27 protein-coding genes are annotated in these 24843 nt (G+C 65.3%); 24 read left to right on the top strand and 3 right to left on the bottom strand.

Translation table 11 applies throughout. From position 1 onward, the window contains the following. Window positions 1-10 precede the first annotated feature (10 nt). The 7 genes from FXB40_RS10225 (at window position 11) to FXB40_RS10195 (ending at window position 5182) form a co-directional block, all read left to right on the top strand. The gene (locus FXB40_RS10225) at window positions 11-757 is read left to right on the top strand and encodes a YebC/PmpR family DNA-binding transcriptional regulator (RefSeq protein WP_148772078.1); all 747 of its coding nucleotides are present in this window, start codon (window positions 11-13) and stop codon (window positions 755-757) included. Between the two features lie 98 nt (window positions 758-855). Further along, complete coding sequence (ruvC, locus tag FXB40_RS10220) at window positions 856-1383, top strand: crossover junction endodeoxyribonuclease RuvC (protein WP_148772077.1); 528 nt, start codon at window positions 856-858, stop codon at window positions 1381-1383. Next, window positions 1380-1997, top strand: a complete 618-nt coding sequence (gene ruvA, locus FXB40_RS10215) for a Holliday junction branch migration protein RuvA (RefSeq protein WP_148772076.1) — start codon at window positions 1380-1382, stop codon at window positions 1995-1997. The genes ruvC and ruvA overlap by 4 nt, the downstream gene beginning before the upstream one ends. 20 nt (window positions 1998-2017) lie before the next feature. Continuing rightward, a complete protein-coding gene (ruvB, locus tag FXB40_RS10210; RefSeq protein ID WP_187436772.1) occupies window positions 2018-3052 on the top strand; it encodes a Holliday junction branch migration DNA helicase RuvB in 1035 nt (344 codons plus the stop codon). A 127-nt stretch (window positions 3053-3179) separates the two neighbouring features. Further along, window positions 3180-4103, top strand: a complete 924-nt coding sequence (locus FXB40_RS10205; protein ID WP_148772074.1) for a metallophosphoesterase — start codon at window positions 3180-3182, stop codon at window positions 4101-4103. 68 nt (window positions 4104-4171) lie between these two features. Next, a complete protein-coding gene (ybgC, locus tag FXB40_RS10200; protein ID WP_148772073.1) occupies window positions 4172-4621 on the top strand; it encodes a tol-pal system-associated acyl-CoA thioesterase in 450 nt (149 codons plus the stop codon). A gap of 93 nt (window positions 4622-4714) precedes the next feature. Continuing rightward, the gene (locus FXB40_RS10195) at window positions 4715-5182 is read left to right on the top strand and encodes a nuclear transport factor 2 family protein (protein ID WP_148772072.1); all 468 of its coding nucleotides are present in this window, start codon (window positions 4715-4717) and stop codon (window positions 5180-5182) included. Between the two features lie 42 nt (window positions 5183-5224). On the opposite strand, the gene FXB40_RS10190 is transcribed toward FXB40_RS10195, so the two are convergent. Beyond that, on the bottom strand, window positions 5225-5929 hold the full coding sequence (locus FXB40_RS10190; protein ID WP_148772071.1) for a type 1 glutamine amidotransferase: 705 nt from the start codon (window positions 5927-5929) through the stop codon (window positions 5225-5227). A 28-nt stretch (window positions 5930-5957) separates the two neighbouring features. Further along, window positions 5958-6884 (bottom strand): LysR family transcriptional regulator, encoded by a 927-nt coding sequence (locus FXB40_RS10185; protein WP_148772070.1) that lies wholly within the window; start codon window positions 6882-6884, stop codon window positions 5958-5960. Between the two features lie 151 nt (window positions 6885-7035). Here FXB40_RS10185 and FXB40_RS10180 point away from each other — a divergent pair, with 151 nt between their 5' ends. From FXB40_RS10180 to FXB40_RS10140, 9 genes are all read left to right on the top strand, one after another. Next, on the top strand, window positions 7036-7992 hold the full coding sequence (locus tag FXB40_RS10180) for an N-carbamoyl-D-amino-acid hydrolase (RefSeq protein ID WP_148772069.1): 957 nt from the start codon (window positions 7036-7038) through the stop codon (window positions 7990-7992). 74 nt (window positions 7993-8066) lie between these two features. Beyond that, a complete protein-coding gene (locus FXB40_RS10175) occupies window positions 8067-8894 on the top strand; it encodes an ABC transporter substrate-binding protein (RefSeq protein WP_148772068.1) in 828 nt (275 codons plus the stop codon). Next, on the top strand, window positions 8891-9748 hold the full coding sequence (locus FXB40_RS10170) for an amino acid ABC transporter permease (protein ID WP_187436760.1): 858 nt from the start codon (window positions 8891-8893) through the stop codon (window positions 9746-9748). Before FXB40_RS10175 ends, FXB40_RS10170 begins: the two co-directional genes overlap by 4 nt. After that, window positions 9745-10509, top strand: coding sequence for an amino acid ABC transporter ATP-binding protein (locus FXB40_RS10165; RefSeq protein WP_148772066.1), 765 nt, complete (start codon window positions 9745-9747; stop codon window positions 10507-10509). The genes FXB40_RS10170 and FXB40_RS10165 overlap by 4 nt, the downstream gene beginning before the upstream one ends. 27 nt (window positions 10510-10536) lie before the next feature. Then, on the top strand, window positions 10537-11367 hold the full coding sequence (locus tag FXB40_RS10160; protein ID WP_187436759.1) for an ABC transporter substrate-binding protein: 831 nt from the start codon (window positions 10537-10539) through the stop codon (window positions 11365-11367). Beyond that, window positions 11354-12238 (top strand): polysaccharide deacetylase family protein, encoded by an 885-nt coding sequence (locus FXB40_RS10155; protein WP_148772064.1) that lies wholly within the window; start codon window positions 11354-11356, stop codon window positions 12236-12238. Before FXB40_RS10160 ends, FXB40_RS10155 begins: the two co-directional genes overlap by 14 nt. An 8-nt stretch (window positions 12239-12246) precedes the next feature. Further along, window positions 12247-12903, top strand: a complete 657-nt coding sequence (locus tag FXB40_RS10150; protein WP_148772063.1) for an aspartate/glutamate racemase family protein — start codon at window positions 12247-12249, stop codon at window positions 12901-12903. A 23-nt stretch (window positions 12904-12926) separates the two neighbouring features. Continuing rightward, entirely contained in the window at window positions 12927-14510 is a 1584-nt protein-coding gene (locus tag FXB40_RS10145) for an ABC transporter substrate-binding protein (RefSeq protein WP_148772062.1), read from the top strand. After that, window positions 14507-15880: an amidohydrolase family protein gene (locus FXB40_RS10140; RefSeq protein WP_148772061.1), complete on the top strand. Its 1374-nt coding sequence runs from the start codon at window positions 14507-14509 to the stop codon at window positions 15878-15880. The genes FXB40_RS10145 and FXB40_RS10140 overlap by 4 nt, the downstream gene beginning before the upstream one ends. Here the strand turns inward: FXB40_RS10140 and FXB40_RS10135 are convergent. Further along, a complete protein-coding gene (locus FXB40_RS10135) occupies window positions 15877-16776 on the bottom strand; it encodes a LysR substrate-binding domain-containing protein (RefSeq protein ID WP_148772060.1) in 900 nt (299 codons plus the stop codon). The genes FXB40_RS10140 and FXB40_RS10135 overlap by 4 nt on opposite strands. A gap of 275 nt (window positions 16777-17051) precedes the next feature. On the opposite strand from FXB40_RS10135, the gene FXB40_RS10130 reads away from it, so the two are divergent. From FXB40_RS10130 to FXB40_RS10095, 8 genes are read left to right on the top strand one after another with little or no spacing between them, the layout of a single operon-like run. Continuing rightward, on the top strand, window positions 17052-18089 hold the full coding sequence (locus FXB40_RS10130; protein ID WP_148772059.1) for an ABC transporter substrate-binding protein: 1038 nt from the start codon (window positions 17052-17054) through the stop codon (window positions 18087-18089). A gap of 27 nt (window positions 18090-18116) precedes the next feature. Further along, the gene (locus FXB40_RS10125) at window positions 18117-19157 is read left to right on the top strand and encodes an ABC transporter ATP-binding protein (protein WP_148772058.1); all 1041 of its coding nucleotides are present in this window, start codon (window positions 18117-18119) and stop codon (window positions 19155-19157) included. Then, entirely contained in the window at window positions 19154-20029 is an 876-nt protein-coding gene (locus tag FXB40_RS10120) for an ABC transporter permease (RefSeq protein WP_148772057.1), read from the top strand. The genes FXB40_RS10125 and FXB40_RS10120 overlap by 4 nt, the downstream gene beginning before the upstream one ends. Further along, complete coding sequence (locus FXB40_RS10115; protein WP_014439756.1) at window positions 20026-20832, top strand: ABC transporter permease; 807 nt, start codon at window positions 20026-20028, stop codon at window positions 20830-20832. Before FXB40_RS10120 ends, FXB40_RS10115 begins: the two co-directional genes overlap by 4 nt. An 8-nt stretch (window positions 20833-20840) precedes the next feature. Further along, window positions 20841-21977, top strand: a complete 1137-nt coding sequence (locus FXB40_RS10110; protein WP_148772056.1) for an NAD(P)/FAD-dependent oxidoreductase — start codon at window positions 20841-20843, stop codon at window positions 21975-21977. Between the two features lie 28 nt (window positions 21978-22005). Further along, window positions 22006-22302, top strand: a complete 297-nt coding sequence (locus FXB40_RS10105; RefSeq protein ID WP_148772055.1) for a (2Fe-2S)-binding protein — start codon at window positions 22006-22008, stop codon at window positions 22300-22302. Continuing rightward, window positions 22299-23717 (top strand): FAD/NAD(P)-dependent oxidoreductase, encoded by a 1419-nt coding sequence (locus FXB40_RS10100; RefSeq protein ID WP_148772054.1) that lies wholly within the window; start codon window positions 22299-22301, stop codon window positions 23715-23717. Before FXB40_RS10105 ends, FXB40_RS10100 begins: the two co-directional genes overlap by 4 nt. Continuing rightward, the gene (locus tag FXB40_RS10095; protein ID WP_148772053.1) at window positions 23714-24835 is read left to right on the top strand and encodes an NAD(P)/FAD-dependent oxidoreductase; all 1122 of its coding nucleotides are present in this window, start codon (window positions 23714-23716) and stop codon (window positions 24833-24835) included. The genes FXB40_RS10100 and FXB40_RS10095 overlap by 4 nt, the downstream gene beginning before the upstream one ends. Window positions 24836-24843: the final 8 nt, after the last annotated feature.

The raw sequence follows: 24843 nt of genomic DNA, 5'->3' as shown, positions 1-24843 counted from the left end.
AAGATCACGCATGGCCGGACATTCCCAATTCAAGAACATCATGCACCGCAAGGGGCGGCAGGATGCCCAGAAGTCGAAGCTGTTCGGCAAGCTGGCGCGGGAAATCACTGTCGCGGCCAAGCTGGGCACGCCCGACCCCAACATGAACCCGCGCCTGCGTGCGGCCATCATCGCGGCGCGCCAGGAGAACATGCCGAAGGACAATATCGAGCGCGCCATCAAGAAGGCGCTCGGCAACGAGGGCGAGAACTATGACGAGATCCGCTACGAGGGCTATGGCCCCGGCGGCGTCGCCGTCATCGTCGAGGCCCTGACCGACAACCGCAACCGCGCCGCCTCCGACATCCGCTCCTTCTTCACCAAATCCGGCGGCAATCTCGGCGAAACCGGCTCGGTGTCGTTCATGTTCGACCGCACCGGCATCATCGAATACGACCGCAGCGTCGCCGATGACGACGCGGTGCTCGATGCCGCGATCGAGGCCGGCGCCGACGATGTGGTCTCGGGCGAAGGCGGCCACGAGATCTACGCCTCCACCGAAGGCTATCGCGACGTCGCCAAGGCGCTGGAAGCCAAGTTCGGCGAGCCGCGCAAGGCCGCGCTGATCTGGAAGCCGCAGAACACGGTCGCGGTCGACGACGAGACCGGCGAGAAGCTGCTGAAGCTGATGGACCTGCTCAACGAGCACGACGACGTCCAGAACGTCTACGCCAATTTCGAGATTTCGGACGCGCTGGTCGCGAAGATGGGCGGCTGAGGGCCTCAGAGCGGCGCTCACCTGGGAGACCGTCTTTCTCCGGGGACTTCTGTTCTGTTTCTGTTTCGCTATCATGGGCCAACCGCTATCACTGGCCCATGACCGCGCTCCCGATTCGCCAACCCGTTCGCATCATCGGCATCGACCCCGGCCTGCGCCGCACCGGCTGGGGCGTGATCGAGGCCGACGGCAATCGCCTGATCTATGTCGCCTGCGGTTCGGTGGAACCGCCGGACGATTTGCCGCTGGCGAGCCGGCTGCTCGCGATCCATGAGGGGCTCACGGCGGTTCTCTCCCATCACACTCCGATGGAAGCCGCGGTCGAGCAGACCTTCGTGAACAAGGACGGCGTCGCGACGCTGAAACTCGGCCAAGCCCGCGGCGTCGCCATGCTGGCGCCCGCAATGTTCGGCATCTCTGTCGCCGAATACGCGCCGAACCAGGTGAAGAAAACGGTGGTCGGCGCCGGCCACGCCGACAAGCAACAGATCGCGATGATGCTGAAGATATTGCTGCCCAAGGCCGAGCCGCCGTCGGCCGACGCCGCGGACGCGCTCGCCATCGCCATCACCCATGCCCATCACCGCCAGAGCACGGCGCTCAGGCTGAAGGTGGTAGGACTATGATCGGCAAGCTCAAAGGCCTGATCGATTCCTACGGCGAGGATTATGTCCTCCTCGACGTCGGCGGCGTCGGCTATCAGGTGCATTGCTCGGCGCGGACGCTGCAGCATCTGCCTTCGCCGGGCGAGGCAGCGGTGCTCTCGATCGAAACCTATGTCCGTGAGGATCAAATCAAACTGTTCGGCTTTCGCAGCGACCAGGAGCGCGAATGGTTTCGCCTGCTCCAGACCGTGCAGGGCGTCGGTGCCAAGGTCGCGCTCGCCGTGCTCGGCACGCTCGCGCCGGCCGATCTCGCCAATGCAATTGCCTTGCGCGACAAGGCTGCCGTGGCCCGCACCCCCGGCGTCGGGCCCAAGGTGGCCGAGCGCATCGTCACCGAGTTGAAGGACAAGGCGCCGGCCTTCGCCAATGTCGATCCCGCCATCGTGCATCTCGCCGGCGCCGTCGACGAGCAGCGCGCGCCGCGCCCGGTGGCGGACGCGATCTCCGCGCTGGTCAATCTCGGCTACGGCCAGCCGCAGGCCGCCGCGGCCATCGCCTCAGCCTCGCGCAGCGCGGGTGAGAAAGCCGAAACGGCGCAGCTCATTCGCCTCGGCCTGAAGGAGCTCGCGAAGTGAGCGATCCCAAGGCCAACCGGATGGTCACGCCCGAGCGTCGCAGCGACGATGTCGGCGACACCGCGCTGCGCCCGCAATCGCTGTCCGACTTCGTCGGCCAGCAGCAGGCGCGCAAGAATCTCTCGATCTTCATCGAGGCGGCGCGCAAGCGCGGCGAGGCGCTTGATCACGTGCTGTTCGTCGGTCCTCCTGGCCTCGGCAAGACCACGCTGGCGCAGATCGTGGCCAAGGAGCTCGGCGTCGGCTTTCGCGCCACGTCGGGTCCGGTCATTGCCAAGGCTGGCGATCTCGCCGCGCTCTTGACCAATCTCGAAGAGCGCGACGTGCTCTTCATCGACGAGATCCATCGGCTCAGTCCCGCGGTGGAAGAGGTGCTCTATCCCGCGATGGAGGATTTTCAGCTCGACCTCATCATCGGCGAAGGCCCGGCGGCGCGTTCGGTCAAGATCGAGCTGTCGAAATTCACCCTCGTCGGTGCCACCACGCGCGCCGGCCTGCTCACCAATCCCCTGCGCGATCGCTTCGGCATTCCGGTCCGCCTCAACTTCTATACGATCGAGGAGCTTGAGAGCATCGTCACCCGGGGCGCGCGTGTGCTTAATGTCGGCATGAGCGCCGATGGCGCCAACGAGATTGCGCGCCGCGCGCGCGGTACGCCGCGCATCGCCGGCCGCCTGTTGCGCCGCGTGCGCGATTTTGCCTCGGCGGCCGATGCCGCGTCGATCGACCGCAAGATCGCCGACCACGCGCTCAGCGCGCTCGAGGTCGACGCCGCGGGCCTCGACGCCATGGACCGCCGCTATCTCACGACCATCGCGATGAACTACGGCGGTGGCCCGGTCGGCGTGGAGACGATGGCGGCGGCGCTGTCCGAGCCACGCGATGCGATCGAGGACATCATCGAGCCGTATCTCATTCAATGCGGCTATCTCCAGCGTACCCCGCGCGGCCGCCTGCTCACCTCGCACGCCTTCCGCCATCTTGGCATCGCCGAGCCGTCGCGCGACGCGGCGGCCCAGTTCGGCCTGTTCGGCACGGACGAAAGCGACGAGTGACCTGCGCCGGCGCATGGCCCTGGTGTCATGAACTTCCGTTAATCTCTTTGCAGATGATCTGCACAAGCACACCGCAATTCCGCTCAAATCCGGCCGCATCGAGGACGTGCATCAGAAGCGGACTTCCATGATCAATCGGCGTCATCTCATCCGTTCCATCGGCGGCCTCTCCGCCCTCGGCGTCTCGACAGCGGCTTACGGCGTCGGCGTCGAGCCGGTGCTGCGGCTGCGCGTGACGCGCTATCATCCAAAGCCGCGGCAATGGCCGGCGGATTTTCCGCTGAAGATTGCCGTCGTCGCCGACATCCATGCCTGCGATCCCTGGATGTCGCTGGATCGGATCGAGGCCATCGTCGAGCGCACCAACGCGCTGAACGCCGACCTCGTCGTGCTGCTCGGCGACTATGTCGCTGGCCATCACCATGTCACGCGCATCATCCCGGCCGATGAATGGGCGAGGGTGCTGACCGGCCTGAAGGCGCCGCTCGGCGTTCATGCCGTCATGGGTAACCACGACTATTGGGACGACAAGGTCGTGCAGCGGGCCGGGCGCGGGCCGACGGTCGCCCATCGTGCGCTGGAAGCGGCCGGCATTCCCGTCTATGAGAATGACGTCGTCCGTCTCACCAGGGATGGTCGCCCGTTCTGGCTTGCCGGCCTCGGCGATCAACTCGCCTATGCGCCGTCGCAGCGCTACGGCCGCGCCCAGCGCTTCGGTGCCGACGATCTCACCGCGACGCTCGCAAAGGTCAGCGATGATGCGCCAATCATCCTGCTCGCGCATGAGCCCTATATCGCGCCGCGCGTGCCCGCGCGCGTCGCGCTCCAGCTGTCCGGCCACACCCATGGCGGCCAGATTCGCCTGTTCGGTTGGTCGCCCGCGCTTCCGCCACAGCACGGTGTTCCGCTCGTCTATGGCCATCTGCGGCTGAAGTGCGACGTCATCATCTCCGGCGGCCTCGGTTGCAGCATTATGCCGATCCGCGTCGGCGTGCCGCCGGAGATCGTCGAGGTGACGCTGGGGCGGCCGCCGGTGGCAACTGTGTCCTAGCCGCGCTTGCGCGGCCGGCCGTTTTTGCGCAAAACGGGCCGGTAGCGACAAGCGAAGAGGCTCGCGACGTGACAGCTCATCTCGACGGCGAGATCCGCGACGGCCGCCACCATATGCAGGTCCGCGTCTACTACGAGGACACGGATTTCTCAGGCATCGTCTATCACGCCAATTATCTGCGCTTCATGGAGCGCGGGCGCACCAACCATCTGCGGCTGATGGGTGCGGAGCAGCAGGCGCTGTTCGATCAGCCCGAGACCGAGGGCGCCAGCTTTGCCTTCGTCGTGCGCTCAATGCATCTGGATTTTCACAAGCCCGCGCGGATGGACGACGTGCTTGACATCGTGACCTGGCCGGTTGCGGTGAAGGGCGCCTCCATCATGCTGGCGCAGGAGGTGCGGCGCGGCGGGGACGTGCTGGTCAAGGCCGAGGTGCGCGTCGCCTTCATCAGCGGCGGCCGGGCGCAACCGATCCCGAAATCGATCCGCACGCTGATGAAGGCCGATTTGATTTCCTGATCGCCCGATAAGTGATCGGCCGATGGGTAACAGCCTATCGACTCCGCCGACTGCAGCGATAGATTGCGCCCCAAACCAACCGATGAGGCCATCATGTCGCGCCCGCCGCTTCCGCCCTTCACCCGAGAGACCGCCGCGCAAAAGGCGCGCATGGCCGAGGATGCCTGGAATTCGCGCGATCCGGTGCGCGTCTCGCTCGCCTATACCGAGGACAGCCGCTGGCGCAATCGCTCGGAAGTATTCCAGGGCCGCGAGGCGATCGTCGCGTTCCTCACCCGCAAATGGGAGAAGGAGCAGGAGTACCGCCTGATCAAGGACCTCTGGGCCTTCGATGAAAACCGCATCGCGGTGCGCTTCCAGTACGAATGGCACGATTCGAGCGGCCAGTGGTATCGCTCCTACGGCAATGAGCAGTGGGAGTTCGACGAGCACGGCCTGATGCGGCGACGCGAGGCCTCGATCAACGACATCGCGATTGCCGAGAAGGATCGCCGCTTTCACTGGGCCGCGCCGGGGCCGCGGCCGGCGGATGTGCCGGGGCTGGGAAGCGAGCCGTTCTGAATTGCCTCCTCTCCCTCTCCCCGCAAGCGGGGCGAGGTGAAATCAGCGCCTCGCCAAGAACCTCGTGATCGCTCCGCCGAGCTTCGCGTTGTCCAGCGGCTGTGCCAGCGAGTCCCTCGCCGTGGCAACAACATCATCCGGCGCCTTGCCGTTGCGCAGCTCGCAGCACACTTGCGCGAACTCCACGTCGAACTCGGGGTGCGGTTGCACCGTCAGGGTTGCGCCGTTGGCGTAGAGCAGGCCGGCATGCGGGGTGAATTCGGACGAGAGGATCGTCAGCGCATCGTTCGGCGGCTCGATGACCTGATCCTGATGTGAGGCGGCGATCGCAACCGCCTCGCCCTCGACGACGCCATTCTCCGGCAGCACCTGATAGACGTGCCGGCCGATGCCCCAACCATTCTCCGATTTACGCACGGTGCCGCCGAGCGCCTGCGCAATCAGCTGATGGCCGAAGCAAACGCCCACCATCGGCGTCTTGTTGGCGTAGGCGGAGCGCACGAAATCTTCCAGCGGCGCGATCCAGTCGAGCCCGTCATAGACGCCGGCGGCAGCACCGGTGATCAGCACGGCCTCGAGCTTGCTCGGATCGGGCAGCATATCGCCATTCGGGATGCTGACGACGTCGACCGTAGCCGTGGGATCCTCGGCGCGGACCATGCGCTCGAACATGTCGGGAAAGGAGCCGTGCTGCTCGCGATATTTTGGCGGAACCTGCCCGGTCTCGATGATGGTGATGCGTGCCATGTGCCCCTCAGGTCAAAGATTGCGAAGCTCAGTCGCTTCCTGCCCCATGTTGCTGGTGTGACGCTGTACGTTCCAGCAGCGCACTCTCCTTGCGGATCTCGCCGAGAAACGCCTTGGCCAGACGCGACAGCGGCTCCGCCTCCGACCATAGCATGTAGGCGACCGCGCGGGTCGTCGGCGTGAACGGCCGGACGACGAGGCCGTGGCCACCGTTCTGGCGCGGCGAGAAGGGGTCGACCACGGCGGCGCCGACGCCGGCGGCGGCGAGCACGCAGGCCGTATTGCAATAGCGCACCTCGACCGTCGGCTGGAACGGCGCGCCGGCCCGGGCAAAGCTGTCGCGCACGGCTTCGCCGAGCCGGGTGCCGCGCTCGAGCCCGATGAAGGGGAGACCGGATAGATCCGCGGCCGAGATCACCGTCCTCTCGGCGAGCGGATGCTGCGGCGGCAGCACGCAGACCATCTCGCCGGAGTGCACCACCTCATGCGCGATGCCGGGATGATGCGTCAGCCCGAGCGCGAAGCCGAGCTCGGCGACGCGGCTGAGCACGCCCTCGATGATGCCCTCATAGCGCCGGACATCGAAGAACACGCGTGTCTCCGGACGACGGCGCAGGAAGCCTGATAGCGCCGAGGGAATGATGCCGTAGGCGAGCGGCGGCGTTGCCACGATCGCGAGATGCCCGGAGCGGTTCTCGCGCAGATCGCGGACGCGGTTCTCGAGCTTGGCGTGCAGCGCAAAAATCGCTTCGCTCTCCTTGTAGAGCGCCATCGCCTCCGCGGTCGGAAACAGCCGGTTGTTGACGCGCTCGAACAGCGCAAAGCCCGCCTGTGCTTCCATGGTCTTCAGCGCGTTGCTGACCGCGGGCTGCGACAGTGCCAGCTCGTCGGCCGCCGCCACCGTGGTGCGGTGGCGGATGACGGCACGCAGGATCTCGAGCTGGCGCAGGTTCATATCACTGCCGATTATACTCAGGGCCAAAACATCATAGCACGATGAATTGCTTTTGCAGCCCCGCTTGCGCCTAATGGTCGCGGATTTGCATGCTGGATCAAAGGGTTCATTCGCCCATTGAGGCAGCATTGCGCACAGATTGGAGGCAATCTTGGTTCGTGTCCTTCGCGCGGCCGCCGCCCAGATGGGGCCGACGCAAAAAGCCGATACGCGCGAGCATACGTTGAAGCGGATGCTCGACATGCTGGAGGAGGCCGCCAGCCGCGGTGCGAGCCTGGTCGTGTTTCCCGAGCTCGCTTTCACCACCTTCTTCCCGCGCTGGCTGCTCGAAGGCGATGCGCTCGACAGGTACTTCGAGCACGGCATGCCGAACCCGGCCGTGGCAAAGCTGTTCGATCGCGCGCGTGCACTGCGCGTCGGCTTCTATGTCGGCTATGCCGAGCAGACCGCCGATGGCCGCCGCTACAATTGCGCCATCCTGGTCGATCGCGACGGCGAGATTCTCGGCCGTTATCGCAAGGTGCATCTGCCGGGCTCGGTCGAGCCGCGGGAGGGCGCGCGCTATCAGCAGCTCGAGAAGCGCTACTTCGAATATGGCGATCTCGGCTTTCCCGCGTTCCGCGCCGGCTCGGCCTGGGCCCATGCGATCATGGGCATGATGATCTGCAACGATCGCCGCTGGCCGGAATCCTGGCGCGTGCTCGGCCTGCAGGGCGTCGAGCTCGTCTGCATCGGCTACAATTCGGCGGCTTATGATCCCAATGGCGGCGTCACGGAAGATGCCTCCTTGCGCACCTTCCACTCGACGCTGGTGACGCAGGCCAACGCCTATATGAACGCGACCTGGGCGATCTCGGTCGCCAAGGCCGGTGACGAGGACGGCTCGGGCCTGATCGGCGGCTCCTGCATCGTCGATCCCAACGGCCGCATTGTCGCGCAGGCCGCGACCCTGACCGACGAGGTGATCGTCGCCGATATCGATCTCGACCTCTGCCGCCAGGGCAAGGACAAGATGTTCAATTTCGCCGCTCACCGGCGGCCTGAGCAATACAGGGTGATCGCCGAGCGCGCCGGCGTCATCGAGCCGGCCGTGCTCGACGCGGACTGACGATCTGGCACGGTGCTGGCAAGGATCGTCAAAGGAAAAGATCGGCAAAGCAAACAGTTGGCAAAGGAGCTGACATGACGCGCCTCTCGCATCTTCTCGCTTTCGCAGCGCTGGCTGCCGTGACGTCTGCGCAAGCGGCGGAGCTTCCGGCGGAGATCAAGCAGGCGGGCGCGCTAAAACTCACGGTCAACTCGACCTACGCGCCGATGGAATACCGCGATCCCGCCAGCAATGAGCTGGTGGGACTCGACATCGATCTTGCGAACGAGCTCGCCAAGCGGCTCGGCGGCCTCAAGATCGTCTGGAGCGAGACGCCGTTCGCCGAGCTGATCCCCTCGCTCCAGACCAAGCGCGCCGATTTCATTATCTCCGGCATCTCCGATCGTGCCTCGCGGCGCGAGAGCGCCGATTTCGTCGATTACCTCACGACCGGCCCGCAGTTCTTCGTGATGGCGGAGAGCGACGCGAAGGCCGCGACCGATCTCTGCGGCAAGAAGGTCGGCACCACCCGCAGCACCAGCTTCCCCGTCGAAATCGAGAAGTGGAGCAAGCAGAATTGCGAGGCGGGCGGCAAGCCGGCGATCCAATATGTGCCGGGCGAGAACTCGATCGACGTCCGCAATCAACTCAAGCAGGGCCGCATCGACGCCGCCGTGCAGGGCAGCGAGACGCTTCCTTATGCGCAGACGCAGGAGCCGGGCAAATACCGCGTCGTCGGCGAGTCCTTCGCCAAGGGCTATCAGGGCATCATGTTCCGCAAGGACGATGCCGCGCTCCGTGAAGTCGTGACGGAGAAGCTCATCGCGATGATCGCCGATGGTTCTTACAAGGCGGTTCTCGACAAATGGGGCCTGGGCGCGAATGCCGTGACCGAACCCATGCTGAACGTGGCGCCGCAATGAAGCCGGCGCCGGCACTCGCGGAGGGTTTTCCCGATCTGTCGGGAATGCGGATCGCGCGCGAGCCGCACTGGTTTCGCTGGCTCAGCGCAGCCCTGATCGTCCTGGTGCTGGCGGCGATCGCGCGGGCGTTTGCCAATGGCCAGATCGAATGGTCCTATGTCAGCCGCTTCATCACCGCAAAGGTGATCCTCGAAGGCATCGTCAACACCATGGTGATGGCGGTGCTGGCGATGGCGCTCGGCATCTTTCTCGGCATCGTCGTCGCGATCATGCGGCTGTCGCCCAATCCGGTGCTGAAGACCGTGGCGGCCGGCTACACCTGGCTGTTCCGCGGCACGCCGCTGATCCTGCAATTGCTGCTCTGGTTCAACCTCGCGCTGGTGTTTCCGACCATCGGCATTCCCGGCCTGTGGAGCGCGCGCGCCGTCGACGTGATGACGCCGTTCCTGGCGGCGTTGCTCGGGCTCGGCATCAACCAGGGCGCCTACACGTCCGAGGTGATGCGCGCCGGCATGCTGTCGGTCGATATCGGACAATATGAGGCGGCGCAGGCCATCGGCATGGGACGGCTGCGTGCGCTGCGCCGGATCATTTTGCCGCAGGCGATGCGCGTGGTGATCCCGCCGCTCGGCAACGAGTTCATCGGCATGGTGAAGGCGACCTCGCTTGCGAGCGTCATCCAATACCCCGAGGTGCTGCACAACGCCGAAAACATCTACTACGCCAATTCCCGCGTGATCGAGCTGCTGATCGTCGCCGGGCTCTGGTACCTGCTCGTCGTCTCGATCCTGACGCCGCTCCAGATGCTGCTCGAACGCCGTTTTGCACGCGGCACATTGCGATTTGCGCGATGACAAAGCCCCTCGTCGCGATTCGCTCCGTAGCCAAGAATTTTGGAGAGTTCCAGGCTCTCAAAAACGTCTCGCTCGACGTCTGGCCCGGCGAGGTGATGTGTCTGATCGGCGCCTCCGGCTCGGGCAAGACCACGCTGCTCCGTTGCATCAACCAGCTCGCCGTCATCGACAGCGGCGGCATCTGGCTCGACGGCGAGCTCCTCGGCGTGCGCGAGCAAAGCGGGCGGCTTCATCGCCTCTCCGAGCGCGAGATCGGGCGGCAGCGGTTGAAGACCGGCATGGTGTTCCAGCGCTTCAACCTGTTTCCGCACAAGACGGCGCTCGAAAACATCATCGAAGGCCCGCTCCAGGTGCAGGGCCGCAAATCCGACGAAGTCCACGCCGAAGCCATCGAGCTGCTCCGCCGCGTCGGGTTATCCGCCAAGGCCGATTCGTATCCCGCGCAGCTCTCTGGCGGCCAGCAGCAGCGCGTCGCGATTGCGCGGGCACTTGCGATGAAGCCGATGCTGATGCTGTTCGACGAGCCGACCAGCGCGCTCGATCCGGAGCTTGTCGGCGAGGTGCTCGCGGTGATGAAGGAGCTGGCAAAGAGCGGTATGACCATGATGGTGGTGACGCACGAGCTCGGCTTTGCCCGCGAGGTCGCCGACCGCGTCGTCTACATGGACCAGGGCGCGATCGTCGAGCAGGGGCGCGCCTCGGACGTGTTGGGTGCGCCGCGCGAAGAGCGCACCAAGGCGTTTCTTTCGGCAGTGATCTGAGCACTAATAAAAATTGGGGGCGTGTTGATGAAGAGAGTTTTGGTTGCGGCGGCGCTGTTCGGTGTCATGACCGTTTCGGCTCTAAGTGTTCAGGCTTGGGCGATCGAGTTGCCACCGGAGATCGCCAAGCGCGGCAGCATCAAGGTGGCGCTCGTACCGAACTATCCACCGATGGAGTTCCGCGATCCCGCCACCAACGCGCTCGCCGGCTTCGACATCGATCTCGGTGAAGCCATCGGCCGCAAGCTTGGCGTCAAGATCGAATGGCAGGAGACGAGCTTCGACCAATTCATGCCGTCGATTTCGACCGGTCGTGTCGATGCGATTCTCTCCGGCTTCACCGATTATGCGAGCCGGCACGAGACCGCGTCTTTCGTCGATTATCTCAAGAGTGGCCCGAATTTCTTCGTGCAGCAGTCGCGTGCGGCCGAGTTCAAGGACATGGCCGCGCTCTGCGGCAAGAAGGTCGGCGCCAGCCGCCGCACCAAGTTTCCGGGCGAGATCGCGGCCTGGAGCGAGAAGAACTGCGGCAGCGCTCCGATCGTCTTCGTCGGCACCGACGGCTCGGCCGATGCCCGCACCCAGCTCAAGCAGGGCCGCATCGATGCCGCCGTGCAGGGCAACGAGACGCTGCCCTACATCATGGACCTCGAGCCCGGCGCCTATGCGCCGGTCGGTACGCCCATCTCGCAGCAATTCACCGGCATCGCCATTCCGGTCAAGGAAAAGGCGCTTGCGCAGGCCATGCTCGAAGCTGTCGACGCGCTGATCGCCGACGGCAGCTACAAGACCCTGCTTGCCAAATGGAAACTGACGGACAACGCACTCGAAAAGGCGACCATCAATGCTGGACAGTAAGGCACTTCAGAGCATCCCGCTCACCCCAGCCAACACCGCGGATCCCGCCCCGGACTATCCTTGGCCGAAGCCGTACAAGTCGGCGATGTTCCTGTCGTTCGACGTCGACGCGGAGAGCGCGTGGACCAGCAAGGACGCAGTGCACGCCCAGCGGCTCATCACGATGAGCTATGGCGGCTATGAGGCGCGCGTCGGCACGCCGAAATTGCTCGAGCTGCTCGACCAGCTCGATCTCAAGGCGACGTTCTTCGTCACGGGATGGTCGGTTGATGCGCATCCGGCGATGGCGGAGTCGATCCTCAAGGCCGGCCACGAGATCGGCCATCACGGCTATCACCATCTGCTGCCCGATCCCGGTGATCCCTGGATCGAGGACGAGCTTGAGCGCGGTTTCGAGGCGCTGAAGCGTCGGCTCGGCGTCAGGCCGACCGGCTATCGGGCTCCTTACGGCGAATTCACTGAGGAGCTGCGCGCAGCACTGGTGCGTCACGGCATCGTCTACACGTCCTCGTTCCGCGACGACGTGCGGCCCTATCGTCATCGTCTCGCTGACGGCAAGCCAGGCACGATCGAGCTACCGGTGACTGCGAGCTATGACGACTGGATGCACGGCCTCTCGGCGCGCTTCAGCCCGCGCTCGATCTTCCCCAAGGAGCATGTGCTTTCGATCTGGAAGGACGAGCTCGACGAAACCAGGGACTGGGGCGCGATGGTGACGACCGTGCTGCATCCGCAATGCAGCGGCCGTCCGATGCGGCTGCGCCTGCTGCGCGAGTTCCTGGTCTACGCAAAATCCTGCCCGGACGTCTGGATTACCACCGGCGAGAAGATCGCTGAAAACTTCCTGCGCCACGAGGCCGCCAACCGTTGAGCCATGCCATGACCCGTCGCCGCATCCTCGTCATCAACCCCAACTCCTCGGCGTCGGTGACGGCGGCGATCGATGATGCGGTGGCGCCGCTGCGCATCGCCGGCGGCCCTGACATCGAGGTGGTCGGCCTCGCCGAGGGGCCGCCCGGCATCAACTCGCAGCGCGATGCCGATGGCGTGGTGATGCCGCTGGTCAATCGCGTCACGGGTGACGATGCGGATGCGTTCGTGCTCGCCTGCTTCAGCGATCCCGGCCTGCATGCGGTGCGCGAGGCGGCCGGCGGTCGGCCGGTGCTGGGCATCGCCGAATGCGGCATCTTTCGCGCGCTGATGCTGGGCGAACGTTTTGGAATCATCGCGCTGTCGCCGTCGAGCATCCGCAGGCAGCAGCGGATGGCGCGGGTGATGGGTATCGACAGCCGCTATGCCGGAAGCTGGTCGGTCGGCGCAAGCGCGGCGGAGACGGCGGGCGCGGACATCCGCGGGCGGTTGATCGACGCCGGCCGCGCGCTGGTCACGCAGTGTCGCGCCGATGTCGTGGTGATGGGCTGTGCCGGCATGGCGTCGCATCGCGCGGCGATTGCGGAAGCGATCGGCGTGCCCGTGGTCGAACCGGCGCAGCAGGCGGTCGCGGCTGCGATCGGCGCGGTCTTGTTGAATACCTAGGATATCTTCAGGAGCCTTTTGTAATGCCCATCTCCCGTCGCTCGCTCCTCAAGGCCGCCGCAACCGTGCCGGCGCTTTCGATGCCGGGCATCGTCCGCGCCGAATCCCAGAGCACGCTGCGCTTCATTCCTGTCATCGACCTCGCCTTCGTCGATCCCATCTATTCAACCGCGCAGGTCTCGCGAAACCACGGCTTCATGGTCTACGACACGCTCTATGGCATGAGCTCCGCGCTCCAGGTCTCGCCGCAGATGCTGTCGGGGCAGGCCATCTCCGGCGACGGGCTGCAATGGGACCTCAGCTTGCGCGACGGCCTGTTCTGGCATGACGGCGAGCGTGTGCTCGCGCGCGACTGCGTCGCAAGCATCCGCCGCTGGGCCGCGCGCGATGGCTTCGGCGGCGAGCTGATGGAAGCGACCGCCGAGCTGTCAGCTGCGGACGACCGCACCATCCGTTTCCGTCTCAAGCGTCCGTTCCCGCTGCTGCCGCAGGCGCTCGGCAAGGCCGCGATCAATCCCTGCTTCATGATGCCGGAGCGGCTGGCGAGCCAGGACCCGTTCAAGCCGTTGACCGAAGTCATCGGCAGCGGTCCGTTCCGCTATCTCGCCGACGAGCGCGTGCAAGGCGCCCGCAACGCCTATGCCAAATTCGAGCGCTATCAGCCGCGCACCGACGGCAAGCCGGATTGGACCGCGGGACCGAAGATCGTTCACTACGACCGCGTGGTCTGGACCACCACGCCCGATGCCGGCACCGGCGTTGCCGCGCTCCAGACCGGCGAGCAGGACTGGCAGGAAACCACGCCGCACGATCTGTTGCCGATCATCAAGGCCGCCGGCGACATCGAGACGCGTATCCTCGATCCCCGCGGCTACGCCTGCATGCTGCGCCTCAATCATCTGCAGCCGCCGTTCGACAATCCTGCCGTTCGCCGTGCGCTGCTCGGCGCGATCGATCAGTCCGCGTTCATGACGGCGGTGGCCGGCACCGACCCGGCGTTCCAGGTCTCGCCAATTGGCTTTTTCGCGCCGGGTACGCCGATGGCGAGCGAGGTTGGCCTCGACGTGTTCCGCGGTCCGCGCAACTACGACAAGGTCAAGGCCGACCTGAAGGCCGCCGGTTACAATGGCGAGAAGATCGTGGTGCTCGTGCCCACCAATTCGCTGGCGCAGAAGCCGCTCGGCGAGATCGCGGTCGATAGCTTGCGCAAGGCCGGCATGAACGTCGAATATGCCGGGCTCGATTTTGCCGCCGTGCTGCAGCGTCAGCTCAAGAAGGAGCCGATCGGGCAGGGCGGCTGGAGTGCTGCGGTCGGCAATTGGCAGGGCATCGACTGGCTCAACCCGGCCGGCAACACCAACATCCGCGGCGAAGGCAAGGTCGCCGGCTGGTATGCGAGCGAGAAGATGGCGCCCTTGCGCAGCCAGTGGCTGGCGGCGTCAGAGCTTGCCGAGCAGCAGCGCATCTGCCGCGAGATCCAGGCAGTCGCCTTCGAGGAAATCCCCTATATTCCAATCGGCCTGTACAAGCAGCCAACCGCCTATCGCAAAGCCATCACCGGCATTCTCGACGGCACCGCAGTCTTCTGGAACGTACGCCCCGCATGAGCACCACAGCAATCTTCGGCAGCTATGTACTGTCACGCAAGGACGGCGCGCAGGACGTGTTGCGCGACCATTGGGTTCTGGTTGAAGGCAAGAAGATCGCCGCGGTCACGCGCGACAAGCCGAGCGCGGATCAAGTCTACGACCGCCCCGGCCGCTTCGTTCTGCCGGGCCTGCTCAATCTGCACAATCACTGCTTCTCCGAAGCGGTGGCGCGCAGCCACAGCGAGGACGGCAACGGCCGCAAGAACAACCAGAGCATCGTCTACACGGTGCTGCTGCCGCTGACCAAACGCGGCGCCGATATCCTGTCGGCGGAAGAGCGTCTCGCGGTCGCGCGGCTCGGCATCCTCCAGCTCCTCAAGGGCGGCGCCACCACCGTGATGGAGCCGTTCAGGAATTCGATCCCCGAGATGTTCGACGCGGCAGAAGAGATGGGCATCCGCTTCTACGGCGCGCCTTATCTGTTCTCGACGTCGGACGCCAAGGCCGGCCCCGACGGCGTGGTGCGCTATTCCGGCGACGACGGCACCGCCGACATGGCGACATGGGACGCGCTCTACCAGCGCTGGAACAATCGCGGCGACGGCCGCATCTCTCTCGCGATGAGCCCGCACGCCACCGACACCTGCGGTCCCGATCTGCTGAAGGCCTGCGCCGCGCGGGCGCGTGAGCTCGGCGTGCCCATCACGACGCACATGGCGCAGAGCCGCGCCGAGGTCGAGACCATCGGCAAGCGCTATGGTGGCCGCACGCCGGCGCAATATCTGGACTGGCTCGGCCTGCTCGCACCCGATCTCATGGCAGCGCACTGCATGTTCAGCAGCGACGACGATCTGAAGCTGATGGCCGCGCGCGGCATGACCGTGCTCAATTGCCCGCGCGTGTTCGCGCGTGCCGGCGTGACGGCGGCCTTCAGCCGGTTTGCGGAGCACGGCGTGCGTACGGTGGTCGGCACCGACGGCTACAACATGGACCTGCTTGGCGAGCTCAACGCAGCGTCGCTGATCTCCAAGGTCACCTCGCAGCGCGCCGATGTCGCCAACTCGCCCGAGCTGATCGAGGCGAACACAGCTGTTGCCGCCGATGTCATCAAGCGCCCGGACCTCGGCCGCATCGAGCCGGGCGCCACCGCCGATCTCACCGTCGTCGATCTCACCCATCCGCATCTTCAGCCATTGTTCGATCCGCGCCGCGCGCTGATCGCACTCGCCAACCGCGCCAATATCGATCAGGTCATGGTCGATGGACGCGTGCTGGTTGATGAGGGACGCTATCTCGGCGCGGACGAGGCGGCGATCACAGCTGCCGGCACCGCCGGGATCGGCAAGATCTGGGACCTGCCGGAGGCGCAGGCCGCGTTTAACGGCTAGCTGTCAAACTCGGCGAGCGACTTCCGCATGGTCTCGACCAGATCGAGCGCCACCGGCGAGGGGCTGCGCTGCGCGGGAAAGACGGCGGAGAATTCGAAATCGATGCGCGGCAGGAAGCGGCGCACGACGACGCCGCGGGTCGAAAATTCCTGCGCGGTGAAGGGATCGCAGATTGCGACGCCAAGCCCGGACGACACCATGCCGCACATGATCTCCGACAGCGTGGTCTCCACCCGCAGCACGCGGCGGACATCGTGGCGGTGGAAGACCTGGTCAACGAGATGCCGGCTCGACGTGCCCGAAGACAGCGAGATGAACGTCTCGCCCTCGAAGTCGCGCGGCTCCAGCACTTCTTTTTCCGCGAGGCGATGACCCGTCGGCAGCACCGCGACGCGTGCAGGGGCGGGAAGCTTCTGGCTCGGCAGGCCGGAATGCGCGATCGGCACCTCGGCAAAGCCGACGTCACACTGATTGTTCAGCACCCAGTCGACCACGATCGGCGAGATCACGCCGAAGAAGGCGAGGTTGAGATTCGGGCGCTCCTTGAGGAAGTGACCCGTGAGCCGGGGCAGATAGCCATTCGACAGCGCCGGCAGCGCCGCGATCCGCAGCGAGCCTGTGCGGCGGCCGCGGATTTCCTCGGCTGCGGCGGTGATGCGCTCGAGGCCGACAAAGGAGCGCTCCACTTCGGTATAGAGCGCCATCGCCGCCGCCGTCGGCACGAGACCAGTGCCGCGCCGTTCGAACAGCTCCATTTTCAGCAGCGCCTGGAGGTCGCGCAGCAACCGGCTCACCGCCGGCTGCGTGACGGTCATCAGCGCCGCCGCCTCGGTGACGCTGCCGGTCAGCATCGTCGCGCGGAAGGCCTCCACCTGCCGCGAATTGATCCGCGCCATCCCAGATTCCATTCATAACATTTGAGCATGCAGAGGGTGCCATTATTCATTGGACGATGGAAGCTCGGGTTTGCGATCTTTTTCATCAGGACTGGAGACAGCCCGCTTTTTCGGCAGATTGGAGGGGTTCAAACCTCCGAATCGCGCCAAAACCTGCCGAGCGGGGGCCGGAGCCCTGGTTGGAGAGGGGGATTGCGCGGAAGTAAATGCGGAAGGCGCTTCAGCCAGAGATTTGTCGGCACGTCACCTCATTCCGGTATTGGAGATCGGTCCACATGAAGACTTTTCGCCTTCTGACAGCGGTCAGCATCGCGGCGCTCGTCGCCGTCCCGTCGGTCGCCTCGGCCCAGCAGAAAACGCTCTATGTCGCCGGCTACGGCGGCTCGTTCGAGAAGACCATCCGCGATGAGGTGATCCCGGCCTTCGAGAAGGAGAACGGCGTCAAGGTCGAATACGTCGCCGGCAATTCCACCGACACGCTGGCAAAACTCCAGGCGCAGAAGGGCAATCAGCAGATTGACGTCGCCATCGTCGACGATGGCCCGATGTACCAGGCGATCCAGCTCGGCTTCTGCGGCAAGCTCGAGGGCCTGCCGGCCGCCGATCTCTACGACACCGCGCGCTTCAAGGACGATCGCGCCGTCGCGATCGGCATTGTTGCCACCGGCTTGATGTACAACACCAAGGTGTTTGCCGAGAAAGGCTGGGCGCCGCCGACCTCGTGGAATGATCTGAAGGACACGAAGTACGCAAAACAGCTCGTGATCCCGCCGATCAACAACACCTACGGCTTAGAGGCGCTGGTGATGCTGTCGAAGATGAACGGCGGCGGCGAGGCCAACGTCGATTCCGGCTTCAAGATCTTCAAGGAGCAGATCAATCCGAACGTGCTCGCCTATGAGCCGTCGCCGGGCAAGATGACCGAGCTGTTCCAGTCCGGCCAGGCCGTCATCGCGGTGTGGGGCACCGGCCGCGTGCAGAGCTTCGCCAACACCGGCTTCCCCGTCGATTTCGTCTACCCGAAGGAAGGCGCGGCAACGCTGCTGACGACGGCCTGTCCGATCGCCAAGCCCAACGCCTCGCCTCTCGCCTCAAACTTCGTCAAGATGCTGCTCGATCCCAAAATCCAGCTCGTGATGCTGAAGGACTACGGCTACGGCCCGGTGCTGAAATCGCTGGTGGTGCCGCCGGAGCTCGGCAAGATGGCCCCGGTCGGCGAGCGCGCGGCAAAGCTCTACAATCCGGACTGGACCGTCATCAACGACAAGCGCGAGGAGTGGACCAAGCGCTGGAATCGCGAGGTCGAGCGCTGATCTGATCGTACGTAGCGGAGACAGCGTATGGCCTTTCTTGAGCTCGAAGGGGTCGCCAAGCAGTTCGGCGCGCAGACTGTGGTCGACGACTTCAGTCTCGCGGTGGGCAAGGGGGAGTTCATCTCCTTCCTTGGCCCCTCCGGCTGCGGCAAGACCACGACGTTGCAGATGATCGCGGGCTTCCTCGATCCCACGCGCGGTGCGATCCGCCTCGAGGACAAGGACCTGACCGCGATCCATCCGGCCAAGCGCGGGCTCGGCATCGTGTTCCAGAGCTACGCGCTGTTTCCGCACATGACGGCGGCGGAGAACGTCGCGTTCGGTCTGGAGATGCGCAACGTGTCGCGCGCTGACAGGGCCGAACGCGTTCGTGCTGCGCTCGCAATGGTGGGTCTCGCCGGTTACGAGGACCGCCATCCGCGCCGGATGTCAGGCGGCCAGCAGCAGCGCGTGGCGCTGGCGCGTGCGCTGGTGATCAAGCCGAGCGTGCTGCTGCTCGACGAGCCGTTGTCCAACCTCGACGCAAAGCTGCGCGAGGAGATGCAGATCGAGCTGCGTCAGATCCAGCGCACCATCGGCACCACCACGATCCTCGTCACCCACGACCAGAACGAGGCGATGTCGCTGTCCGACCGCATCGTGGTCATGAGCCAGGGCAAGATCGAACAGATCGGCACGCCGCAGGAGACGTATGAGAAGCCGGCCTCGGCCTTCGTCTCGCAGTTTTTGGGCAAGACCAACGATTTTGCCGGGGCGATCGATCGGACTGCGACCCCGGCGCTGTTGGTGGTGGGCTCCTGGAGCGCGCCGGCGCCGGCCGGTCTCAGCGGCCCTGTCACCGTCAGCATTCGTCCTGAAAGAATCGGCTTTGGCGATGCGGGTCTCGGCGCAAAGATCGTCACCCGGATCTTCCAGGGCAATCACTGGCTGTTCCAGTGCGACAGCGAATGCGGTCCGGCGATCGTGATCCGTCAGAATGACGGTCAACCGCAGCCGACTGAAGGCGAGGCCGTTCGCCTCACCTGGCGGCCCGAGGACATGAGCGTGCGTGCGAGGACCGTCGCATGAGCGCGGCCGCAGAGGAACGCAACGCGCGCGCGCCGTGGGCGCTGACGGCGCCTGCCCTGATGCTGTTCGTCGGCGTGCTGCTGATTCCGCTGGCGATGACCGTGATGCTGTCGTTCCACGATTGGGGCCAGTACAAGGGCATTGAGCCTGTCTTCATTCTGAAGAACTGGAAGGAGATCGCGACTGATCCCTATTACGCCGAAATGTTCTGGCGGACCTTTCGCATTGCGATCCTGACCACGTTGCTCACCGCTCTGCTTGGTGCGCCCGAGGCCTACATCCTCAACCGCATGAGCGGCCGCTGGAAGAGCTTTTTCCTGCTCGTGATCCTCGGGCCGCTGCTGATCTCCGTGGTGGCGCGCACGCTCGGCTGGGCGCTGCTGTTCGGCGGCAATAACGGCCTCGTCAACAAGCTGCTGATGTCGGCAGGCGTAATCCGCTTCCCCATCCCCTTCATGTTCACCGAAACCGGCATGGTGGTCGCGCTCGCGCATGTCATGATGCCGTTCATGGTGCTCTCGGTGTGGGCCGCGCTGCAGCGGCTCGATCCGCAGATCGAGAATGCCGCGATGTCGCTCGGCGCGGGCCCCATCACCATCATCCGTCGTATCATCATGCCGCAGATCATGCCGGGTGTGCTGTCGGGCGCGATCATCGTGTTCTCGCTCTCGGCCAGCGCCTTCGCAACGCCCGCGATCATTGGTGGCCGCCGGCTCAAGGTCGCCGCGACGCTTGCTTATGATGAGTTCCTCAACACGCTGAACTGGCCGCTTGGCGCGGCCGTCGCCACGCTGCTATTGGTCGCGCTGGTACTGATCGTCGTCGGCAGCAACGCGCTGATCGAACGCCGCTATGCCGAGGTGTTCCGATGAGACGGAACGGCCCGCTCGCGCTGATCTTCCACACCATCTTCGTCATTGTCATGGTGGCACCGATCCTGGTCGTCTGCCTTGTTGCGTTCACGCCCGAAGGTTTTCTGTCGCTGCCGACCAACGGCTTTTCGCTGCGCTGGTTCAGGGCGATCGGCAACTATCCCGAGTTCATCCATGCCTTCTGGGTCAGCCTTGGGCTCGGCGCGCTGTCGTCCTTCGTGGCGCTGCTGTTCGCGGTGCCGGCGGCGCTCGCCATCGCGCGCTATCGCTTCCGCGGGCGCGATGCGCTGGCGGCGCTGTTCCTGTCGCCGCTGATGATCCCGCATGTCGTGCTCGGCATCGCCTTCCTGCGCTTCTTCACCTCGGCCGGGCTTGGCGGCAGTTTTGCGGCGCTGATCATCGCGCATGTCATCATCGTGTTCCCGTTCGCGCTACGGCTGACGCTGGCGGCTGCAACAGGCATGGACCGCACGGTCGAGATGGCTGCGGTCTCGCTCGGCGCCGGCGGCTGGACGCTGTTTCGCCGTGTGACCTTGCCGTTGATCCTGCCCGGCGTCATCAGCGGCTGGGCGCTGGCCTTCATCCAGTCCTTTGACGATCTCACCATGACCGTCTTCCTTGCAGCACCCGGCACCGAGACGTTGCCGGTGCGCATGTTCCTTTATATTCAGGACAACATTGATCCGCTGGTGACGTCGGTCTCGGCCTGCGTGATCGCGATCACCATGACCGCCCTCATTCTGCTCGACCGCTTCTACGGGCTCGACCGCGTGCTCGCCGGCAAGGGCGACACGGGACGATAGGAGAACCTATGCCCAAAGACTATGACGTCGCCGTCGTCGGCGGCGGACTGCTCGGCTCCGCCATTGCCTGGGGCCTCGGCCGGCTCGGCAAGAGTGTGGCCGTGCTCGACGAAGGCGACATCACCAAGCGCGCCTCGCGTGCGAATTTTGCGCTGGTCTGGGTGCAGAGCAAGGGCCTTGGCATGCCGGCTTATACGGTCTGGACCGTGCAGGCGTCGCAAGCGTGGGCCCGGCTGGCGTCCGAGTTGAAGCAACAGACGGGCCTCGATGTGTCGCTCCAGCAGAACGGCGGCTTCCATCTCACGCTCGGCGACGACGAATTCGGTCAGCGCACCGAACTGGTCAAGCGCATGCACAACCAGACGGGGGCGGCTGACTACAAGATGGAGATGCTGTCTGCCTCCGAGGTGAAGAAGTCGCTCCCGTTGATCGGACCGGAGGTTTCGGGCGGCAGCTATTGTCCGCTCGATGGCCACGTCAATTCGCTGCGCACCTTTCGCGCCTTCCACACCGGCTTCAGGGAATTCGGCATCGATTATCTCCCGGAGCAGCCGGTTTCGGCGATCAGCAAGAGCGGCGGCGAATTCCGCCTGACCACGCCGAAGGGCGAGCTTCGCGCCGCCAAAATCGTGCTCGCCGCCGGCAATGCCAACCAGACGCTCGCGCCGATGGTCGGTCTCTACGCGCCGATGGGCCCGACCCGCGGCCAGATCGTGGTCACCGAGCGCACCATGCCGTTCCTGCCGCATCCGCTGACCACGATCCGCCAGACCGACGAGGGCACGGTGATGATCGGCGACAGCAAGGAAGACGAACTCGACGACCGTGCGCTGAAGCATTCGATCAGCGCAGTGATGACCGATCGCGCGCAGCGCATGTTCCCGCATTTGTCGCGGCTCAACGTGGTCCGAAGCTGGGCCGGCATCCGCGTCATGCCGCAGGACGGCTTTCCGATCTACGACCAGTCGGAGACGCATCCCGGCGCCTTCGTCGCGTGCTGCCATTCCGGCGTCACGCTCGCCTCCAACCACGCTTTCGAGATCGCGCGCATGGTCGCGCAAGGCGCGCTCGAGCCGGAGCTGGTCGGCGCGTTCTCCGCGAGCCGCTTTGGCGGCGCGGGCGCGGCGAACAACAGCGGCTACTAGAGATTTTTAAGGAGCCATGAGGCATCCCATGTTTAGACGATCCGAACAGGACAAACGCCCACAGGTGCAGATATTCGTCGACGGCGTTGCCGTCGCGGCGCGCCAGGGCGACACCGTCTCCGCCGCACTGCTGGCATCGAGCCGCGACGTGCGCCGGTCGACTGCAGTGAGCGGCGCGCCGCGTCTGCCCTATTGCATGATGGGCGTGTGCTTCGACTGCCTCGTCACCATCGACGGCGTCGGCAATCGCCAGGGCTGCCTCGTACCCGTCGCCGAGGGCATGCAGGTGGAAATCCAGAAGGGCAAGCGGGAGATCGGAAGATGACTGGGGCTCCCAAGCGCGAAGATTATGACGTCGTGGTGATCGGCGCCGGGCCCGCGGGCCTCGCGGCCGCCGCGACATCCGCCGAAGCAGGTCTCACGACGCTGCTGCTCGACGAGAATATCGGTCCCGGCGGGCAGGTGTTTCGTGCCATTGCGTCCACGCCGGTGACCGAGCGCAGTCAACTTGGTGCCGACTATTGGGTTGGCGCCGATCTCGTGCAGTCGCTCCGCGCGAGCAGCGCCGAGGTCATCCACCGTGCCACGGTCTGGAGCCTCGATCGCAACCTCGACATCGCCGTCTCGATCGGTGGCGCCTCGGCCTTCGTCAAGGCAAAGCGCGTCATCCTCGCGACCGGCGCGCTGGAGCGGCCGTTTCCGATTCCCGGCTGGACATTGCCGGGCGTGATGACGGCAGGCGCCGCGCAGACCATGCTGAAATCGTCGGCGCTGGTTCCGGATGGCCGCACGGTGATTGCGGGACAGGGGCCGCTGCTCTGGTTGCTCGCCGCGCAGATATTGCGCCTCGGCGGCCGCATCGACCGCATCCTCGACACCACCGAGCGAAGCAATTATTTCGCCGCGCTCCCGCACGCTTTCGCCTTTCTGACCTCGCCCTATTTCACCAAGGGCCTGTCGATGATGCGCGAGGTGAAAGCGAAAGTGCAGGTCGTCTCCGGCGTCACCGAGCTCTCTGCGGCTGACGATGGTCAACTCACGAGCGTGAGCTATGTCGCCGGCGGCAAGCGCGAGATCATCCCTGCCGATCTCCTGCTGCTGCATCAGGGCGTCGTTCCCAACGTCAACCTTGCGATGTCCGCAGACGTTGAGCATCGCTGGGACGATTTGCAGCTGTGCTGGTCGCCTGTGCTCGACGCGAGCGGCAATTCTTCGGTCGCGGGAATCGCGATCGCCGGCGACGGCGCCGGCATCGGCGGCGCGAACGCTGCTGTGGTCCGCGGCCGCATCGCGGCGCGCTCGGCGGTGGAAGCACTGGCGCCCGCCGCCGCTGCGAAGCTCGCGCCCATGGCGACGCTTCGCACCGATCTCGCCAAGGCTGAGCGCGGCCGCGTCTTCCTCGACACGTTGTTCCGCCCGTCGCCGCACTTCCGCATTCCCGCGGGCGACACCATCGTCTGCCGCTGCGAGGAGGTCACCGCAAAGGACGTTCTCGATTCCGTTGCGATCGGCGCAACCGGGCCGAACCAGCTCAAGGCCTATCGCCGCACCGGCATGGGCCCGTGTCAGGGCCGGCTCTGCGGCCTCACCGTCACCGAGCTGATGGCGCAGGCCCGGGCTAAGACCCCGCAGGAGATCGGTTATTACCGGCTGCGCGCGCCGGTGAAGCCGATTACGCTCGCCGAGCTTGCCGCCGTTCCGAAGAGCGAGGCCGACGTCAAGGCCGTGGTGCGCGGATGACGAGAAACGTGGATGCGATCGTCGTCGGCGGCGGCATCCACGGATGCTCGACCGCGCTGCATCTGTGCCTCGCCGGCCTGAAGCCGGTGCTGATCGAGAAGGACTATGCCGGCCGCCACGCCTCCGGCGTCAATGCCGGCGGCGTCCGCCAGCTCGCGCGGCACATTCCCGAGATTCCGCTGTCGATCCGCTCGATGGGCATCTGGGAAAAGATCAAGGGTCTCCTCGACGACGATTGCAGCTTTGAGAGTTACGGCCAGGTGCTGGTCGCCGAAAACGAGGAGGAGCTCGCCGTTTGCCGCGCGCGCGTCGCCGAACTCAACGCACTCGGCTTTACCCATGAAGAACTGATCGACGCGACCGAGCTGCGTCGACTCGTGCCTGCGGTCGCCGAAACCTGTCCTGGTGGCGTGGTTTCGCGCCGCGACGGCGCGGCCAATCCGGCGCAGACGACGACCGCGTTTCGGCGCAAGGCCGAGCAACTCGGCGCGACCGTGCGCGAGGGCGTGGCGGCCAGCAACATCCGCTACAGCGACGGCCTCTGGCACGTCGATGTCGGTACTGAAACCTTCGCCGCGCCGGTGCTCGTCAACGCCGCCGGCGCCTGGGCCGGCAAGATCGCGGCTGCGCTTGGCGAGCCGGTGCCGGTCGAGACCGTGGCGCCGATGCTGATGATCACATCGCGCGTGCCGCACTTCATCGACCCCGTCGTGATCCTGCGCGGCCGCAAGCTCTCTTTCAAGCAGTTCAAGAACGGCACCGTGCTGATCGGCGGCGGCCATCTGGCGACGCCCTATCAGGACCGCAACGAGACGGTGCTGGACTGGAGGAGTCTCGCGACCAGCGCGCGCACCGTGTTCGAGCTGTTTCCGGTAATGCGCAGCGCCACCATCGTCCGCGCCTGGGCCGGCATCGAGGCGAAGATGAAGGACGACATTCCCGTGTTCGGGCCGAGCAGCCGCCACAAGGGTCTCTATCACCAGTTCGGCTTCTCTTTGCACGGCTTCCAGCTTGGTCCCGGCGCCGGCGCCGTGATGGCGGAGCTGATCGTCAATGGCGGCACCCAGACCCGCGTCAGCGAGCTCGGCATCGACCGCTTCCATCCTTCAACGCTCTAGGAACAAGG

Origin of the sequence: Bradyrhizobium rifense (assembly GCF_008123425.1) — a bacterium.
Lineage (GTDB): Bacteria > Pseudomonadota > Alphaproteobacteria > Rhizobiales > Xanthobacteraceae > Bradyrhizobium > Bradyrhizobium rifense.
This window is presented reverse-complemented; position numbering and strand designations above follow the sequence as displayed.

Coding starts and splice junctions, on each gene's coding strand:
- FXB40_RS10175 (WP_148772068.1), top strand. CDS start 8,067: ATGACGCGCCTCTCGCATCTTCTCGCTTTCGCAGCGCTGGCTGCCGTG.
- ruvB (WP_187436772.1), top strand. CDS start 2,018: ATGGTCACGCCCGAGCGTCGCAGCGACGATGTCGGCGACACCGCGCTG.
- FXB40_RS10115 (WP_014439756.1), top strand. CDS start 20,026: ATGAGACGGAACGGCCCGCTCGCGCTGATCTTCCACACCATCTTCGTC.
- FXB40_RS10130 (WP_148772059.1), top strand. CDS start 17,052: ATGAAGACTTTTCGCCTTCTGACAGCGGTCAGCATCGCGGCGCTCGTC.
- FXB40_RS10205 (WP_148772074.1), top strand. CDS start 3,180: ATGATCAATCGGCGTCATCTCATCCGTTCCATCGGCGGCCTCTCCGCC.
- ruvA (WP_148772076.1), top strand. CDS start 1,380: ATGATCGGCAAGCTCAAAGGCCTGATCGATTCCTACGGCGAGGATTAT.
- FXB40_RS10195 (WP_148772072.1), top strand. CDS start 4,715: ATGTCGCGCCCGCCGCTTCCGCCCTTCACCCGAGAGACCGCCGCGCAA.
- FXB40_RS10190 (WP_148772071.1), bottom strand. CDS start 5,929: ATGGCACGCATCACCATCATCGAGACCGGGCAGGTTCCGCCAAAATAT.
- FXB40_RS10100 (WP_148772054.1), top strand. CDS start 22,299: ATGACTGGGGCTCCCAAGCGCGAAGATTATGACGTCGTGGTGATCGGC.
- FXB40_RS10150 (WP_148772063.1), top strand. CDS start 12,247: ATGACCCGTCGCCGCATCCTCGTCATCAACCCCAACTCCTCGGCGTCG.
- ruvC (WP_148772077.1), top strand. CDS start 856: ATGACCGCGCTCCCGATTCGCCAACCCGTTCGCATCATCGGCATCGAC.
- FXB40_RS10105 (WP_148772055.1), top strand. CDS start 22,006: ATGTTTAGACGATCCGAACAGGACAAACGCCCACAGGTGCAGATATTC.
- FXB40_RS10170 (WP_187436760.1), top strand. CDS start 8,891: ATGAAGCCGGCGCCGGCACTCGCGGAGGGTTTTCCCGATCTGTCGGGA.
- FXB40_RS10185 (WP_148772070.1), bottom strand. CDS start 6,884: ATGAACCTGCGCCAGCTCGAGATCCTGCGTGCCGTCATCCGCCACCGC.
- FXB40_RS10145 (WP_148772062.1), top strand. CDS start 12,927: ATGCCCATCTCCCGTCGCTCGCTCCTCAAGGCCGCCGCAACCGTGCCG.
- FXB40_RS10225 (WP_148772078.1), top strand. CDS start 11: ATGGCCGGACATTCCCAATTCAAGAACATCATGCACCGCAAGGGGCGG.
- FXB40_RS10125 (WP_148772058.1), top strand. CDS start 18,117: ATGGCCTTTCTTGAGCTCGAAGGGGTCGCCAAGCAGTTCGGCGCGCAG.
- FXB40_RS10110 (WP_148772056.1), top strand. CDS start 20,841: ATGCCCAAAGACTATGACGTCGCCGTCGTCGGCGGCGGACTGCTCGGC.
- FXB40_RS10095 (WP_148772053.1), top strand. CDS start 23,714: ATGACGAGAAACGTGGATGCGATCGTCGTCGGCGGCGGCATCCACGGA.
- FXB40_RS10165 (WP_148772066.1), top strand. CDS start 9,745: ATGACAAAGCCCCTCGTCGCGATTCGCTCCGTAGCCAAGAATTTTGGA.
- FXB40_RS10155 (WP_148772064.1), top strand. CDS start 11,354: ATGCTGGACAGTAAGGCACTTCAGAGCATCCCGCTCACCCCAGCCAAC.
- FXB40_RS10160 (WP_187436759.1), top strand. CDS start 10,537: ATGAAGAGAGTTTTGGTTGCGGCGGCGCTGTTCGGTGTCATGACCGTT.
- FXB40_RS10120 (WP_148772057.1), top strand. CDS start 19,154: ATGAGCGCGGCCGCAGAGGAACGCAACGCGCGCGCGCCGTGGGCGCTG.
- FXB40_RS10140 (WP_148772061.1), top strand. CDS start 14,507: ATGAGCACCACAGCAATCTTCGGCAGCTATGTACTGTCACGCAAGGAC.
- FXB40_RS10135 (WP_148772060.1), bottom strand. CDS start 16,776: ATGGCGCGGATCAATTCGCGGCAGGTGGAGGCCTTCCGCGCGACGATG.